This is a genomic window from Streptomyces sp. NPDC031445 (genome assembly GCF_055581365.1).
In genome coordinates, this window is record NZ_JBVIJO010000019.1 from 42,226 (window position 1) to 57,853 (window position 15,628).

Genomic DNA, 15,628 nt, shown 5'->3' on the forward strand with positions numbered 1-15,628 from the left:
GCCGGTCAACGGTCCCGTTCCTCGGGCGGCCGCTGGGGTTCCGGTGTCCGCTGGTCGGGCCGGGGCGCCGTACCGCGCCGGGCCTCCGCGCGCAGCAGGGCGCGCAGGACCGCGTAGGGATCCTTGGGCATGGCTGTGCTGCTCCTTGCGTCGAGCCGAACTGACCTCGCGGGGAACGCGGGTCTGTCAGCAGCGCAGGACCACGGTGCGCAGCAGGGGCGCGGTGTACGGCGCCCGGGGCGCGGCGGGGCGCGGGCGGGCCGCCGGGACAGCGGGCGCCGGGGAGGGCAGGGGCGCGAGTCGCTCGGGCGCGTCGGCCCGGTGGAGCGCGCGGACGGGTGGCCGCAGGGCCGTGTCGAGGACGTCGTGCTCGGCGGTCTCGGCGGCCGCGGCGAGATCCGGCACCGCCGGGACCGGCACATGCGCGCCGGGCACCCACAGGGCGAGGAGCAGCACGAGGACGCGTAGCCAGGTACGGCCCCGGGGCGTGCTCCTGTTCCCGCTCACACCGGCTTTCTTCCCGCGGCGCGCGGACAGCGCAGCACGCCGGGGGCGAGATCCACCCGTCCGGGTGACGGGGGAGGCGACCGGCGCCGCACGCTGCGGCCGGCCCGCGAGCAGGCGCGGGCGCCGGTGGTCACACCGCCTGCGGTACGTGGCGCGCCCGGCTGCGGATGCCGAACGCGGTCACGATCTCCACGATGCCCACCGCGACCAGCCAGATGCCGCTGACGAGGGCCAGCACGGCGACGGAGTCGAGCGGCGAGTCGATGAGCACGATCCCGGCGATGAAGGTCAGGATCCCGAGGAAGATCTGCCAGCCCCGGGCGGGCATCCGGGAGTCGTGCACGGCGGCCAGGGTCTGGGTGATGCCGCGGAACAGCCAGCCGATGCCGATCCACAGGGCGAGCAGCAGGATCGACTGCATCGGCCCGCGGAAACAGAACAGGCCCAGCAGGATGGACAGCGCGCCGCTGATGAAGGCGAGGACGCGCAGCGAGGTCGCCCGGTGCGTGCCGAACGCGGACACCAGCTGGAGGACCCCGCTGTACAGCAGGTAGAGGCCGAACAGCACACCGGCGGCCACCAGGGAGGGGCCCGGCCAGACCAGCACCAGGACACCGAGCACCAGGGAACCGACGCCGGTGAGCAGGACGACCTGCCAGGCGGCCCGGGACAGGGCGTGCAGCGGGCCCTCGAACGGCGGCTCCGGTTCGTGGTGGGTGCCGGGTACCGCGGCGGCGGGATGGCCGCCGGGTGAAGCGCCCGCGTGGACATGCCGGTCGTCGTACGCCCGGTCCCGCTCGGGACCGGTGCTCGGTACCTCGCTCATGCCCCATGCTGAGACCGGCCGCGCGGCGGGGGCCAGCGGGGTGGGCCGAACGGGTGACGGGGGGACGGGGCGGCGCGGTGCCGGCCGGCCCCCAGGGGCCCGTCGAGCCGCCGTCTCCGTCGATGTGGTGCGGCACCACCGGCAGGGATGCGTGCGCGTGCCGCCGCGGGTGTCGGACAGGGTGACGCGGCCCCTGAGTGCGCGGTCCCGGGCGGCGGACGGGGGACGTTGCTTACCCCTTCGCCGCCTTGGCCGCCTTCGCCGCCGCCTTCATCTCCTGTTTGTGGGCCCGGACCTTGGCCAGGGACTCGGGGCCGGTGATGTCGGCGACGGAGCGGAAGGACTTCGGTTCGCCGTAGGCTCCGGCGGCCTCCCGCCAGCCCTCGGGCGCGACGCCGAGCCGCTTGCCGAGCAGGGCCAGGAAGATCTGTGCCTTCTGCTTGCCGAAGCCCGGCAGGTCCTCCAGCCGCCGCAGCAGCGCGGCTCCGCTGTCCACGCCCCGCCAGACCGCTTCCGCGTCCCCGTCGTAGTGCTCGACGAGGTACTGGCACAGCTGCTGGATCCGCTTCGCCATCGAGCCGGGGTAGCGGTGCACCGCGGGCTTCTCGGCGAGCAGCGCGGCGAAGGCCTCGGGGTCCGCCGCCGCGATCTCGTGCGCGTCGAGGTCGTCCGTGCCGAGCCGGTCGGCGATGGTGCGGGGTCCCTTGAACGCCCACTCCATGGGGATCTGCTGGTCCAGCAGCATCCCGGTCAGCGCGGCGAGCCCGGAGCGACCGAGCAGCGCGTCGGCCGCGGGGTCCTGGGCGAGGTGCAGGGTGACGTCCATGCGTCGATGGTCCCGCGCGCGGGGCGGTGCCGCCCGCCGGGCGGCCACTGGCCCCCGGTGGCCCCCGGCCGCCTGTCGCCGCGGACGCCGACGTCCGCCCCGAGGACGTGGCCGACGCCTGCGTCTTCCTCGCCTCCCCGCTCGCGAGCTGGATCACCGGGCACGACCTGGTGGTGGACGGCGGGGTGACGGCCCGTCCGGCCTGGTGAGCACGCGGCCGGTTCCCCCCGTACCTAGGGGGAGGCACGGGTGCACGGGCGGGAACGGAGGCTGACGGTGCTGCGCGACGCGGACGACGAAGGAGCCCACGGCGAAGGCCGTGTGCGGGCCCGGGACGGCGACCGGCGACGGCGAGGAGGGCGCGGCCCGTCGCGGCGCCCGGCAGGGACGTTCCTGCTCGTGCTCCTCCTGCCCGCTCTCCTCCCCGCCCTCCTCCTCGGCACGGCGACGCCCGCCTCCGCGCACGCCGTCCTGCGCGCCACGGACCCCGCCGACGGAACCCTCCTGCGCACCGCACCCCGTCACGTCACCCTCACCTTCACCGAGTCGGTCGGCCTGCTGACCGACTCCTTCCGGGTGTACGACCCCGGGAACCGGCGCCTGCGCACCGGCCCCGCCGGCCACGCCGCCGGCCGCTCCGACACCGCGCGCGTCACCCTCCCCGCCCGGCTCGCCACCGGGACATACACGGTCGCCTGGCGGGTGGTGTCGGCCGACAGCCACCCGGTGTCCGGCGCGCTCACCTTCTCGGTGGGCAAGCGCACGGCGGCACCGGCGGCCCTGCCCCAAGAGCGCGCGGAGAACGGGGCCACCACGGCCCTGCACACCATCGCCCGCTACCTCGCCTACCTCTCCCTGGCACTCCTCCTGGGCACGGCCGCGTTCGTGGCCTACTGCCGCCCGCCGACGACGGCCCACCTGCGCGCCCCCGCCCTGGCCGCCGCGGTGACGCTCGTCGCCTCCACCCTCGCCGTGTACCTCCTGCGCGCCCCCTACGAGGAGGCCGCCTCCCCGGCGACCGCCTTCTCCTTCTCCGCCCTCACCCACACGGCGGCGACCCGCCCCGGCCGGCTCCTGCTGCTCCGCCTCGCGCTGCTGCTCCTGGCCGCGGCCGCCGCGACACTCCTCAGGACCCGCCGCGTCAGGCTCCCGCGCCGCGCCACCCTCGCCGCGGCCACCGCCCTCGCCGTCGCGCTGACCCTGACCTGGTCGGCGTCCGACCACGCCTCGGCGGGCATCCAGGTCCCGGCGGCGATCGTCTCCACCACCCTGCACCTGCTGGCGACGGCGGCCTGGCTGGGCGGCCTGGCCGCGCTCCTTTGGACGCTGCGGCGCGCCCCGCGAACGGCCACCGCCCTGCCGGCCTCGGTCCCGGCCCGCTTCTCCCGGCTGGCGTTCACGTCGGTGGCGGTCCTGGTCTTCACCGGCGTCTACCAGTCCTGGCGCGGCCTCGGCTCCTGGCAGGCGCTGACCGGCACGACGTACGGCCGCACGCTCCTGGCGAAGCTGGCGGCGGTCACCGCGCTGCTCCTCGCGGCGGCCTGCTCCCGCGCCTGGACGGCCCGCCTGACCCGTCCGGCGCAGGCCGCCGTCCGCGCCCGCGTCCCCGAACCGGCCACGGGCCCCGCGCTCCCCGAACCCCCGCCCGGACCACGCCCGGCCCCGCCCCTGCACCTCCTGCGCCGCTCGGTCCTTCTGGAGGCGGTGGCGGCCGCGCTGGTCCTGGCCCTGACCACGCTCCTGACCAGCACGGTCCCGGGCCGAGCGGCGACGGAGTCCGCCCCGTCCGCGCCCTCCGCCGCGACGGGCGTCCAGACGGCCTCGGTCCTCACGATCCCCTTCGACACGGGTGCCCCCGGCGGCCACGGCAAGGTCCAGATCACCCTGGACCCCGGCCGCGTCGGCACCAACTCCCTCCAGGCGGTGATCTACGGCCCCGACGGCGGCCTCGCCACGGTCCCCGAGCTGCGCGTCACCCTCACGCTCCCGGCACGGCGCCTGGGCCCCCTGGACACCCGGCTCACCGACCGCGGCGGCTACTGGTCCACCCCCGCCTTCACCGTGCCCCTCCCCGGCACCTGGACGGTGAAGGCGACGGTCCGCGTGTCGGACCTGGACCAGGTGACGGTGTCGGCACCGGTGCGGGTGACGCGCTAGGGGCGAGGGGCCGGCGGGGTCAGGCGGTGTGCAGGAAGAGCTGCGGGGACCAGCCGGTGCAGCTGCCGGGCCCCGCCTCGTCGACGGCGCCGGCGCACGCCCTGACCTTGAAGTTCCAGTCACCGCGCGCGGGCGCGTCGACCGTGGCGACCCGGTACTCGCCCATGCGCAGCTGCCAGCTGTACCAGCCGAGCCGTGACGGATACGTGTACCGGACCTCGTAGTAGGAGTAGCGCGGGCCGGAATAGCCGCCGTAGTACACCCGCAGCGTGTTGGCGCACCCGTCGAAGCGGGCGCCGGCGTACGGGGTGCCCGCGAACGTGAACCGGTTGGGCGCCCCGCCCAGGTTGGTGCCGCCGCCCGGCGGATACGCGTCCTGGGACGCGCACGGGCTCGCCGCGGCGGAGGCCGGCACCCGCGCCGACACCGCGGACGCCGTACCGCCCACGAAGACCACGGGCACCACCAGGGCCACGGCAGCGGCCACCACAGGCACCAAAGGCCCCAAGGCCCTCACCTCCAGCGAAAGAACCTCGGTGACCACAGTGCACTTTCGCCCCACAGGTCGCATCCGCTGACCGGAGGCGGATAGGGATACAGACCCGGATACGCCAGAGGGCCGGACCGCTGACGCGGTCCGGCCCTCTGGGCTGGCGGAGGATACGAGATTCGAACTCGTGAGGGGTTGCCCCCAACACGCTTTCCAAGCGTGCGCCCTAGGCCTCTAGGCGAATCCTCCGCCGGAAACATTACATGACCGAGGGGAGTGCTCGCGAACTCGTTCCCGCAGGCCGTCCCCGGGTGGGGTCGCGGGGCCGGCCGGGTTCGGACCGGTGCCCGCCATCGGGTACTGTGGGGCACAGCCCCTCACGCGGCGCTATCTGACTGAACTCCCCCAGGGCCGGAAGGCAGCAAGGGTAGGTCGGCTCTGGCGGGTGCGTGGGGGGCCCTTGCGTTCCGGGCCCGCGGCCGTGGATCCCGGGGCGGGGCCGGTTGTCAGTGGGCGCCATTAACCTCGTATGCGTGTCGTCTCTCGCGCTGTACCGCCGCTATCGCCCGGAGACCTTTGCCGAGGTCATCGGGCAGGAGCATGTCACCGACCCGCTGCAGCAGGCGCTGCGGAACAACCGGGTCAATCACGCGTACCTGTTCAGCGGTCCGCGCGGATGCGGCAAGACGACCAGCGCGCGCATCCTGGCCCGCTGCCTGAACTGTGAGCAAGGTCCCACCCCGACACCCTGCGGCGAGTGCCAGTCCTGCCGCGACCTCGCGCGCAACGGACCCGGATCGATCGACGTCATCGAGATCGACGCGGCCTCTCACGGTGGTGTGGACGACGCCCGTGAGCTGCGCGAGAAGGCCTTCTTCGGCCCCGCGAGCAGCCGGTACAAGATCTACATCATCGACGAGGCCCACATGGTCACGTCGGCCGGTTTCAACGCGCTGCTGAAGGTCGTCGAGGAGCCGCCCGAGCACCTGAAGTTCATCTTCGCGACCACCGAGCCCGAGAAGGTCATCGGGACCATCCGCTCGCGGACCCATCACTACCCGTTCCGGCTGGTGCCGCCCGGAACCCTGCGGGACTACCTCGGCGAGGTGTGCCAGAAGGAGGACATCCCGGTCGAGGACGGCGTACTGCCGCTCGTCGTGCGCGCGGGCGCCGGCTCCGTGCGTGACTCCATGTCCGTCATGGACCAGCTCCTCGCCGGCGCCGGAGCGGACGGTGTGACGTACGCCATGGCCACCTCCCTCCTCGGCTACACCGACGGCTCCCTGCTCGACTCCGTCGTCGAGGCCTTCGCCACCGGTGACGGAGCCGCCGCCTTCGAGGTGGTCGACCGGGTCATCGAGGGTGGCAACGACCCGCGCCGCTTCGTCGCCGACCTGCTGGAGCGGCTGCGGGACCTGGTGATCCTCGCCGCCGTGCCCGACGCCGCGGAGAAGGGGCTGTTCGACGCCCCGGCCGACGTCCTGGAGCGGATGCAGGCCCAGGCCGAGACGTTCGGCGCCGCCGAGCTGAGCCGCGCCGCCGACCTGGTCAACGAGGGCCTGACCGAGATGCGCGGCGCCACCTCGCCCCGCCTCCAGCTGGAACTGATCTGCGCCCGCGTCCTGCTGCCCGCCGCCTACGGCGACCAGCGGTCCGTGATGGCGCGGCTCGACCGCCTGGAGCGCGGCATCGGCTTCTCCGCCGGCGCGGGTGCGCCGGCCATGGGGTACGTCCCCGGCCCCGAGGCCCACGCCGGCGCCCTCGCACCGGGTGCCGGTGGCTCGCCCGTGCCGCCCGGCGGAGGGCCGGCGGCGGCTCGCGCGGCGGTCCGGGCCCCGGGACCGGCCGGACCGGGTGAGCAGGTTCCGGTCGCTCCGGCGGCCACGGCGCCCGCGCCCCCCGCTCCCGCTCCCGCCCCTGCGCCCGCTCCCGCCGCCCAGGCTCCCGCCGCCCCGGCTCCGGCCGCGCCCGCCGCCCCCGCTCCCGGTGCCTGGCCCACCGCAGCCCCCGCCGGCGGTGGCCGGCGCCCCGGTGGCTGGCCCACGGCCACCGCTCCGGGCGCCGGACAGGGGCCGGGCCAGGGCGCCGGGCAGGGACAGGGCCCCGGCCGCGCGGCCCCGGCCCAGCCCCAGCCGGCCCCGGCCGCGCCCCCGGCCGCCCCGGCCCCGGCGCCCCAGGCTTCCGCCCCGGCCGCCCCCACAGGCGGCCTCGACCCGCGCGCGCTCTGGCCGAACATCCTGGAGGCCGTCAAGAACCGCCGCCGCTTCACCTGGATCCTGCTCAGCCAGAACGCCCAGGTGACCGGCTTCGACGGCACGACCCTCCAGCTCGGGTTCCTGAACGCGGGCGCGCGTGACAACTTCTCCGGCAGCGGCAGCGAGGACGTGCTGCGGCAGGCGCTGGCCGAGCAGTTCAACGTGCAGTGGAAGATCGAGGCGGTCGTCGAGCCGTCGGGCGGCGGCTCCGCCCCACCGGTCGCGGGCGGCTACGGCGGAGGCGGCGGCTACGGCGGCCCTCCCGCCGGAGGCCCCGGCGGCTCCCCCGGCGGCGGTGGCTACGGCGCCCCGGCCGCACCCCGCCCCGGAGCCTCCCAGCCGTCCCCGCAGCCATCCGCCGCCCCGCACAGCACCCCCGCCGCGCCCGCCCCTGCGCCCCGGCCCGCCACCGCGCCCGAGCCGCCGCCCGTCTCCCCCGAGGACGACATCCCGGAGGACGACGACCCGGACCTCGACGAGTCGGCGCTCTCGGGCCACGAGCTGATCGTGCGGGAGCTGGGGGCCACGGTGGTCGAGGAGTTCTCCAACGAGTGAGGGCCGCGCGCACGGGAAACGGCCGGGGACCGGTCCGCTTTGGAGGAAAGTCCAACAAACCCGGCGCCCGGTCTTCGGCGACCTTGCCATTAGGCTGACCCCGTGAAGGTCCTCGTCATCGGCAGCGGCGCCCGCGAACACGCCCTGTGCCGCTCCCTGTCCCTCGACCCCGACGTCACCGCGCTGCACTGCGCCCCCGGCAACGCCGGCATCGCCGAGGTCGCCGAGCTGCACCAGGTCGACGCGCTCGACGGTGCCGCGGTGACCGCGCTGGCCACCGGCCTCGGTGCCGACCTGGTCGTCGTCGGCCCGGAGGCCCCGCTGGTCGCCGGTGTCGCCGACGCCGTCCGCGCCGCGGGCATCCCGGTGTTCGGCCCCTCCGGGGAGGCCGCGCGGCTGGAGGGGTCCAAGGCCTTCGCCAAGGACGTCATGGCGGCCGCCGGCGTGCCGACCGCCCGGTCCTACGTCTGCACCACCGCAGAGGAGGCCGCCGTGGCCCTCGACGCCTTCGGCGCCCCCTACGTCGTCAAGGACGACGGTCTCGCCGCCGGCAAGGGCGTCGTCGTCACCTCCGACGTCGAGGCGGCCAGGGCGCACGCGGCCGCGTGCGAGCGTGTGGTCGTCGAGGAGTTCCTCGACGGTCCCGAGGTGTCCCTGTTCGCCGTCACCGACGGCGTGACGGTCGTGCCGCTCCAGCCCGCCCAGGACTTCAAGCGTGCCCTGGACGGCGACGAGGGCCCGAACACGGGCGGCATGGGCGCGTACTCGCCGCTGCCGTGGGCCGACCCGAAGCTGGTCGACGAGGTGCTGGAGACGGTGCTCCAGCCGACCGTGGACGAGATGCGCCGCCGGGGCACGCCGTTCTCCGGGCTGCTCTACGCCGGTCTCGCGATCACCTCGCGCGGGGTCCGGGTCATCGAGTTCAACGCCCGCTTCGGAGACCCGGAGACCCAGGTCGTGCTGGCCCGGCTGCGGACCCCGCTGGCCGGTGTCCTGATGGCCGCCGCGACCGGCAACCTCGCCGACCTGGCGCCGCTGCGCTGGAGCGAGGACGCGGCCGTCACCGTCGTCGTCGCCTCGCACAACTACCCGGGCACCCCGCGCACCGGCGACCCGATCACCGGCCTGGACGCGGTGGCCGCCGAGGACGCCCCGCACGCGTACGTGCTGCACGCCGGCACGAAGCGGGACGGCGACGCGGTCGTCAGCGCGGGCGGACGCGTGCTGTCCGTCACGGCGACCGGCCGGGACCTGTCCGAGGCGCGCGAGCGGGCGTACCGGGCGGTGGGCCGGATCCGGCTCGACGGCTCGCAGCACCGCACCGACATCGCGGCGAAGGCCGCGCAGGAGGCGCGGACGCGGGCGTGACCACGCCGGTACGGCTCCCTCGTACCGCCCCTCGCACCCCCTCAGGCCCCGGAGGCGATCCGGGGCCTGATCTTTGCTTTCTGTCACCCAGCTCTGACCAAAGCCATTCCATCGAGTGAGCAATCGCCCATATGGCTGACGGGGGCCGGGGCCCCAACTAGGGTGCCGCGCAAGCGTTCCGGCACTTGGCCCACCGGCATTGCGATGTCAGTGGCGGGTGCCACAGTGGGGGAGTGAGCAAGACCAGGGCAGCACGCGATCGCCAGGGAGGGGGCGAGATCGGCACGTGACCGGAATCGGTGTGGAGGCGGGCGCGCAGGCCGCGCGCTCCCGGGCCCTCGCCGTGCTGCGGGTCCGGGGCCGGGCGCTGGCCGTGGCGCTGCTGCCCGCGGGCGCCGAGGTGATCCTGCTGACCGGCGCCTCCACCGGCCGTCTCGTCGGCCCGGGCTGGGACGCCGCCCGCTGGGCCGTCGGCGTGCTCGCGGTGCTGGTCCTGCTGGCCGCGACCGGTGTCGCGGTGGTCGTGGCCCGGGCCCGCCCCGCGATGAGCCCCACGGTGCCGATCCCGGAGGGGTCCGCCCCCGACCTGTACCGGATGGTGCGCGACCTCGCCGACCGGCTGGACGTGCCGGTGCCCTCGGCCATAGCGCTCACCCCGGACTGCGACAGCTGGCTGGAGGACCGGGCCCATTCGGCCCACGGACCGCCCCCGCGTCCGGCGCCCGACGAGATAGCGGGCCCCGGCCGCCGCCGGACCCCGGTCGCACCGGTCCTCGTCATCGGCTCGCCGTTCCTGTGGTGGATGCGCGTGGGCGAGCTGCGCGCGGTCCTCGCCCCGGTCATCGCCGGTACGGGACCCTCGGCGCACCCGGACATAGCCGCCGCCCGCCGCTTCGTGCGCGGGCTGGACGCGGCCGTGGCCGTCGCCTCGGACAGGGGCCGCGGCCCGCTGACCCGCGGGGTGCGCGCCGCCCTCGGCTGGGTGGCCCGGCTGCTGCTGCGCGGCTGCCGGGAGCACGCGACCCAGATGGAGCGCGGGGTGGCGGCGGCGGCCGCCGAGCGCGCCCAGACGGTGGACTACGGCGTGCGGATCGTCGCCCAGGAGCAGGTCGGTCTCGCGTACGCCGGCTGGGACCGGCTGCTGACCAGGGTGGCGTTGCCGGCCTGGCGCATGGGGCGCTGGCCGTCCCGGCTCGACGCGGGGGTGGTGGCGGCGCTCACCGAGCTGTCCCGCCGGGACCGGCTGGCCGAGGGCTTCGCCTCCCGGCTCGGCGAGCGGCCCGCGTGCGATCTCCTGGAGGAGCCCGGCACGGTCGACGAGGCCGCCTCCCTCCTCGCCGCCCGGCTCTTCCACGGCGGTCCCGCCGAGCCGGGGCCCGAGTGGGCGCCGGTGGACTGGCAGGCGTATCCGGAGGAGGTCGTGGACCGCACCTGGCGCGCCGAAGCGGCCCGTCTGCACCGCGTCCTGGACACGCTGGGCGTCCGCCCCTCCCTGGACCCCCGTGCCCCCGACCCCGGCGGCCCCACCCTGGCCCGGGTCCTGGACCACCTGACGGCCCCCGCCGACGGCGAGGCCTGGGCCACGGCGGACGCCGACCCGGATGCGGGCGCGCTGTACAGCGGGACCGGCGGCGCTTCCACGGCGCCCGATGCGGTGGCTGCTGGTGCTGAGGGGCCGGCCGCGGTGGCGCCCGGGGCTCCTGGTGCCGGTGCGACCGGTGCCGGGGCAGGCGTGGGTGCCGGGCCTGCCGGGGCCGCTGGTTCCGGGACCGGTACCGCCGGCACGAGGACTGCGGACGCCCCGGCCGCTGCGGCTGGTGCCCCCGGCGGTCCCGCCTCCGGAGCTGATGGCGCTGCTGCGGAGGCGACGGCCGTTGCTCCGGAAGCCGACGGCGCCGCTCCCGGTGCCCCAGGGACCTCGCTCCCCGGCCCTTCCGGCGCCGAGGCCACCGCCCCCGTCGCCCCGGAGCCCGGGCCCCCGCTCCCCTTCGGGGAGGAAGAAGACCCCGCCACCGAGCGCAGTGCCGCTCTCGCCGCCGGGCTGAGCGCCGAACTGGCCCGGGAGGAGGCCGCCGTGGTGGTCGGAAGCGCCGGGGGGCAGCGGACGCCCGAGAGCACCCAGTGGGACGACTTCGCCTGCGGGCCGCCCCCCTTCCCGCTGCAACCCCGGCGCACCGCCCGGGAACTGCTCGCCGAGCACGTCACGGCGATGGTGTGCTGCGCGGCCGTGGACACCGCCGGTGCCGTCCCCGCCCTGGACTGGCTGGACGGCCCCTCCCTGCTGCTGGGCGGTGAGCGGGCCGCCGACCTGGCGCCCAAGGTCCTCACCCTCATCGAGGAGGGAGACCCGGGCCCGCTGCGCGACTGGCTGGCCGCGTCCGGCATACGTCCCGAGAAGCCCGTACGTCTCGTCTGACCGGACGACGGGCCGGCCCGCCCGGGCCGCACCCCGTACCGGAAAAGCGACTTCCAGTTCAGGTCAATTCACAACGACTAGTGACCGTCCCCGTGCGTTATGTGATGTGCTGGGACCGACCACGCCTTTGGCAAAGGCACGCGACATACGACAGTACGGCTGAGCACAGCGAGCACAGTGAGCACCGCCGAGACAGGCACGGGGGCCTGATGCGGGAGGGGAGCGACCATGGCCTCGGACCACATCCGCCGCTGGGAGTCCGGAGCACTCGCGCACGCCGTCACGGACCCCTTCGGTCAGGGCCCGGTGCCCTGGCTGCGCGGGAGTGAGACGTACTTCGACGACACCGGCCACGTCGTGCCGTGGTACGTCGACCCCAGCCCGCAGCAGCTCACCGGCGGTGACCGCGCACGCGTCCCGGCGCCGCGCGCGTCCGGGTCCGGCCCCCGCTCCGCGGACGACGTGCACCGCCAGATCAAGGGCTTCACCTCGAACGGCGCGGTCGCGCCCGGCGAGGCGATCGACTTCCACGTCACGGTCGACCCGCCGCAGCAGTTCAGCGTGGACATCTACCGCATCGGCCACTACGGCGGCGACGGAGCATCGAAGATCACCACGAGCCCCCGCCTCTCCGGCATCGTGCAGCCCCCGCCGCTGACCGCCGACCGCACGGTCTCCTGCCACCACTGGTGGCTGTCCTGGCGCCTCCAGGTGCCCTCGTACTGGAGCATCGGCGCCTACGTGGCCGTCCTGACCACCGCCGACGGCTACCGCTCCCACGTGCCGTTCACGGTCCGCGACGACCACCCCGCCGACCTCCTGCTGCTGCTGCCGGACATCACCTGGCAGGCGTACAACCTCTACCCGGAGGACGGTCACACCGGCGCCAGCCTCTACCACGCCTGGGACGAGGAGGGCGGGCTGCTGGGGGAGGCCGACGCCGCGACCACCGTCTCCTTCGACCGGCCGTACGCCGGCGCCGGCCTGCCCCTGCACGTCGGCCACGCCTACGACTTCATCCGCTGGGCCGAGCGCTACGGCTACGACCTCGCCTACGCCGAGGCCCGTGACCTGCACGCCGGCCGGATCGACCCCACCCGGTACCGGGGCCTGGTCTTTCCGGGCCACGACGAGTACTGGTCGGTGCCGATGCGCCGGGCCGTCGAGGACGCCCGCGACCGTGGCACCTCACTGGTCTTCCTCTCCGCCAACACCATGTACTGGCAGGTGGAGCTGGGCCCGTCCCCGTCCGGTGTCCCGGACCGGCTGCTGACCTGCCGCAAACGCAAAGGCCCCGGACGGCCCGTGCTGTGGCGCGAGATCGACCGGCCCGAGCAACAACTGGTCGGCATCCAGTACGCGGGCCGGGTCCCCGAGCCGAACCCGCTGATCGTCCGCAACGCCGGCCACTGGCTGTGGGAGGCGACCGGCGCCCATGAGGGCGACGAGATCGCGGGTCTGGTCGCCGGTGAGGCGGACCGTTACTTCCCGCGCACCCCACTGCCCGAGCACGACGAGCGCATCCTCCTCGCCCACTCCCCCTACACCGACGGCGACGGCGTCCCGCGCCACCAGGAGACGTCCCTCTACCGCGCCCCGTCCGGCGCCTGGGTGTTCGCCTCCGGCACCTTCGCCTGGTCCCCGGCCCTGGACCGCCCCGGCCACGTGGACGCCCGGGTCCAGCGCGCCACGGCGAACCTGCTCGACCGCATCTGCAAACGCGACTGACACCGCGCTCCCCGCCCCGGCGCCCGGACCCACACCCCCGGGCGCGCCCTATCAGCCCCATACGGGAGAATCGAGGCATTGGACAGAACCACGGGGAGGAACCGTGTCCGGATTCGTAGAAAAGCCCGAGCCGATCGAGGTTCCGGGCCTGGTGCACCTGCACACCGGAAAGGTGCGGGACCTGTACCAGAACGAGGCGGGCGACCTCGTGATGGTCGCCAGCGACCGCATGTCCGCCTACGACTGGGTGCTGCCCACGGAGATCCCCGACAAGGGCCGCGTCCTCACCCAGCTCTCCCTGTGGTGGTTCGACCAGCTCCGCGACCTCGCCAGCAACCACGTCATCAGCACCGAGGTGCCCGAGGGCGCCCCGGCCGACTGGGCGGGGCGCACGCTGGTCTGCAAGTCGCTGAAGATGGTCCCGGTGGAGTGCGTGGCCCGCGGCTACCTCACCGGCTCCGGCCTCGCCGAGTACCAGGAGTCCCGTACGGTCTGCGGCCTCGCCCTCCCCGAAGGCCTCGTCGACGGCTCGGAACTCCCCGCCCCGATCTTCACCCCGGCCACCAAGGCCGAGGTCGGCGAGCACGACGAGAACGTCTCCTACGAGGAGGTGGCCCGCCAGGTCGGCGCCGAGACCGCCGCCCAGCTGCGCCAGGCCACGCTCGCGGTGTACTCGCGCGCCCGGGACATCGCCCGGGACCGGGGGATCATCCTGGCCGACACGAAGTTCGAGTTCGGCTTCGAGGGCGACACCCTCGTCCTCGCCGACGAGGTCCTCACCCCGGACTCCTCCCGCTTCTGGCCGGCCGACCAGTGGCAGCCGGGCCGGGCGCAGCCGTCGTACGACAAGCAGTTCGTGCGGGACTGGCTGACCTCGCCGGAGTCCGGCTGGGACCGCAGGAGCGAGCAGCCCCCGCCGGCCCTGCCGGAGGAGGTCGTGGCGTCGACCCGGCGGAAGTACGTGGAGGCGTACGAGCGGCTGACCGGCACCAGCTGGTCGTAGGGCGGGAAGAGCAGGGCATGAAAAAGACCCCGGTCCAGTGGACCGGGGTCTCATCCCGAGCGGACGACGAGGCTCGAACTCGCGACCTCAACCTTGGCAAGGTTGCGCTCTACCAACTGAGCTACGTCCGCGTTGCGCCGTGGCGCGAGAGCAACTATACCCAACCTCGGGCGTGCGTGAGACGCACTGCCCGACGCCGGTTCCCGGCGCCGGCCTTCGTGGCCGCCGCGCAGGGCGGGCGGCCCGCCCGGCGATCTGCGCGTCCGGCGCTCCGCCGGCGGCCAACTCGGGCTCCGCGCAGCGGTTTCCCGGTGTGCGGGGTAGCCGAGCCGCCGGGCTCGGGCCGTCCTCGTGGCGACCGGACCGTCGTCAGGGAAACAACAGCCGTACCGCAGTGCTCAGGAGGTGACTCCTCTCACACCATCAGAGTCCCTGCCCGGACGACGAAAAGACCCCGGTCCAGTGGACCGGGGTCTCATCCCGAGCGGACGACGAGGCTCGAACTCGCGACCTCAACCTTGGCAAGGTTGCGCTCTACCAACTGAGCTACGTCCGCACTGCTCCCGATCGGCTCCCACCGATCGGTGCGAGCACCAGCCTACCTGATCCACACATGTGGTCGTGTCGGCGGTGCAGAGCGGGTGACAGGAATCGCACACTGCGCCTTCCCCCTGGAAGGGGGATGTTCTACTACTGAACTACACCCGCACGGTCCTCGGGATCCGGCCTGTCGGCCTCGCCCCTCGGCGTGTCCCAGACATTAGCTGATCAACGGGGGGGTAGCGCAAGTCGGGTCGCTCCGAGGCCCCGTATGCCCCAAGTGCACGGTCCCCAGGGCCGTCTGACGGACCCTGGGGACTCGCCCCTTCGCGGGCTCACTGCGCGGCGCTGAACGCCTCGTAGACCTTCTTCGGGATGCGTCCGCGGGCGGGGACGTCCATCTTGTTGGCCTGGGCCCAGGCGCGGACGGCCGCCGGGTCGGGGGCGACCTCCGTCTGCTTGTACGCCTTGCCGGACCGCGACCGCTTGCGGCCGGCCTCGACGTAGGGCGCGAGCGCCTCGCGGAGTTTCTCGGCGTTGCTTTCGTTCAGGTCGATCTCGTACGACTTGCCGTCGAGTCCGAAGGCGATCGTCTCCGCCGCTTCCGAGCCGTCGATGTCGTCAAAGAGAGTGACCACGACCTTTTGCGCCACGAATAATCGGTCCCTTCGTGCAGCACGTCGTTACAGCTCAACGCCGACGACGTGCCGAGTATCGGCTATTGCCAATTCATTTGTACAGTGCCCGGCAATGCAAAGTGAAGCCCGACTAAATCCGTCCGCGCGTCCGGGTGCAATAGGTGCCGCGGACGGACTGTGGAACTTTCCCAGAACTTTTCACGGGCGTGTGGCTTCGACACCCGATCGTGATGCGCCTCACGTACTTTCCTCCAACTCTACCCGCGTAGAAATTTCGTGCGGGTAGTCTGAAGGAACCTGCTCAGCACCACACACCGGG

General features: G+C 74.3%; 12 protein-coding genes, 4 tRNA genes, 1 other RNA gene and 1 pseudogene. 8 read left to right on the top strand and 10 right to left on the bottom strand.

The genetic code is table 11. The features are described 5' to 3' along the window. Positions 1-5 precede the first annotated feature (5 nt). The 4 genes from ACZ5DC_RS36545 to ACZ5DC_RS36560 all read right to left on the bottom strand — a co-directional run bounded on the left by ACZ5DC_RS36545 (position 6) and on the right by ACZ5DC_RS36560 (position 2,159). Positions 6-131, bottom strand: coding sequence for a hypothetical protein (locus ACZ5DC_RS36545; RefSeq protein WP_366752684.1), 126 nt, complete (start codon positions 129-131; stop codon positions 6-8). Positions 132-186: 55 nt separating this feature from the next. Then, the gene (locus ACZ5DC_RS36550; protein ID WP_468660103.1) at positions 187-507 is read right to left on the bottom strand and encodes a hypothetical protein; all 321 of its coding nucleotides are present in this window, start codon (positions 505-507) and stop codon (positions 187-189) included. Positions 508-637: 130 nt separating this feature from the next. Continuing rightward, complete coding sequence (locus tag ACZ5DC_RS36555; protein WP_468660105.1) at positions 638-1,333, bottom strand: HdeD family acid-resistance protein; 696 nt, start codon at positions 1,331-1,333, stop codon at positions 638-640. A gap of 232 nt (positions 1,334-1,565) precedes the next feature. Beyond that, positions 1,566-2,159, bottom strand: coding sequence for an HhH-GPD-type base excision DNA repair protein (locus tag ACZ5DC_RS36560; protein WP_468660107.1), 594 nt, complete (start codon positions 2,157-2,159; stop codon positions 1,566-1,568). A gap of 95 nt (positions 2,160-2,254) precedes the next feature. Between ACZ5DC_RS36560 and ACZ5DC_RS36565 the strand changes: the two are divergent. Beyond that, a pseudogene (locus ACZ5DC_RS36565) lies at positions 2,255-2,368 on the top strand (SDR family oxidoreductase); the annotation flags it as partial. Positions 2,369-2,558: 190 nt separating this feature from the next. Continuing rightward, positions 2,559-4,316 carry a copper resistance CopC/CopD family protein gene (locus ACZ5DC_RS36570; protein ID WP_468660109.1) on the top strand — a complete coding sequence of 586 codons (1,758 nt, stop codon included), beginning with the start codon at positions 2,559-2,561 and terminating at the stop codon, positions 4,314-4,316. A gap of 19 nt (positions 4,317-4,335) precedes the next feature. Here the strand turns inward: ACZ5DC_RS36570 and ACZ5DC_RS36575 are convergent, their stop codons facing one another. Beyond that, complete coding sequence (locus tag ACZ5DC_RS36575) at positions 4,336-4,803, bottom strand: hypothetical protein (RefSeq protein WP_468660111.1); 468 nt, start codon at positions 4,801-4,803, stop codon at positions 4,336-4,338. A gap of 164 nt (positions 4,804-4,967) precedes the next feature. Further along, positions 4,968-5,055 (bottom strand) — tRNA-Ser (locus tag ACZ5DC_RS36580). A 119-nt stretch (positions 5,056-5,174) separates the two neighbouring features. Here ACZ5DC_RS36580 and ffs point away from each other — a divergent pair. The 6 genes from ffs to ACZ5DC_RS36610 all read left to right on the top strand — a co-directional run bounded on the left by ffs (position 5,175) and on the right by ACZ5DC_RS36610 (position 14,131). After that, positions 5,175-5,271: signal recognition particle sRNA small type (gene ffs, locus ACZ5DC_RS36585), an RNA gene on the top strand. A 68-nt stretch (positions 5,272-5,339) separates the two neighbouring features. Further along, the gene (locus ACZ5DC_RS36590) at positions 5,340-7,616 is read left to right on the top strand and encodes a DNA polymerase III subunit gamma and tau (RefSeq protein WP_468660113.1); all 2,277 of its coding nucleotides are present in this window, start codon (positions 5,340-5,342) and stop codon (positions 7,614-7,616) included. 102 nt (positions 7,617-7,718) lie between these two features. After that, positions 7,719-8,984 (top strand): phosphoribosylamine--glycine ligase, encoded by a 1,266-nt coding sequence (gene purD, locus ACZ5DC_RS36595; RefSeq protein ID WP_468660115.1) that lies wholly within the window; start codon positions 7,719-7,721, stop codon positions 8,982-8,984. Between the two features lie 286 nt (positions 8,985-9,270). Beyond that, a complete protein-coding gene (locus ACZ5DC_RS36600) occupies positions 9,271-11,400 on the top strand; it encodes a hypothetical protein (RefSeq protein WP_468660117.1) in 2,130 nt (709 codons plus the stop codon). Positions 11,401-11,628: 228 nt separating this feature from the next. Next, positions 11,629-13,128 carry a N,N-dimethylformamidase beta subunit family domain-containing protein gene (locus ACZ5DC_RS36605; RefSeq protein ID WP_468660119.1) on the top strand — a complete coding sequence of 500 codons (1,500 nt, stop codon included), beginning with the start codon at positions 11,629-11,631 and terminating at the stop codon, positions 13,126-13,128. A 103-nt stretch (positions 13,129-13,231) separates the two neighbouring features. Beyond that, positions 13,232-14,131, top strand: coding sequence for a phosphoribosylaminoimidazolesuccinocarboxamide synthase (locus ACZ5DC_RS36610; RefSeq protein ID WP_468660121.1), 900 nt, complete (start codon positions 13,232-13,234; stop codon positions 14,129-14,131). Between the two features lie 58 nt (positions 14,132-14,189). Here ACZ5DC_RS36610 and ACZ5DC_RS36615 read toward each other — a convergent pair. The 4 genes from ACZ5DC_RS36615 to ACZ5DC_RS36630 form a co-directional block, all read right to left on the bottom strand. Continuing rightward, positions 14,190-14,262, bottom strand: a tRNA-Gly gene (locus ACZ5DC_RS36615). Positions 14,263-14,614: 352 nt separating this feature from the next. Then, positions 14,615-14,687: transfer RNA gene (locus ACZ5DC_RS36620), tRNA-Gly, on the bottom strand. An 80-nt stretch (positions 14,688-14,767) separates the two neighbouring features. After that, positions 14,768-14,839, bottom strand: a tRNA-Gly gene (locus tag ACZ5DC_RS36625). 167 nt (positions 14,840-15,006) lie between these two features. Continuing rightward, a complete protein-coding gene (locus ACZ5DC_RS36630; protein ID WP_171154906.1) occupies positions 15,007-15,324 on the bottom strand; it encodes a histone-like nucleoid-structuring protein Lsr2 in 318 nt (105 codons plus the stop codon). Between the last annotated feature and the right edge of the window lie 304 nt (positions 15,325-15,628).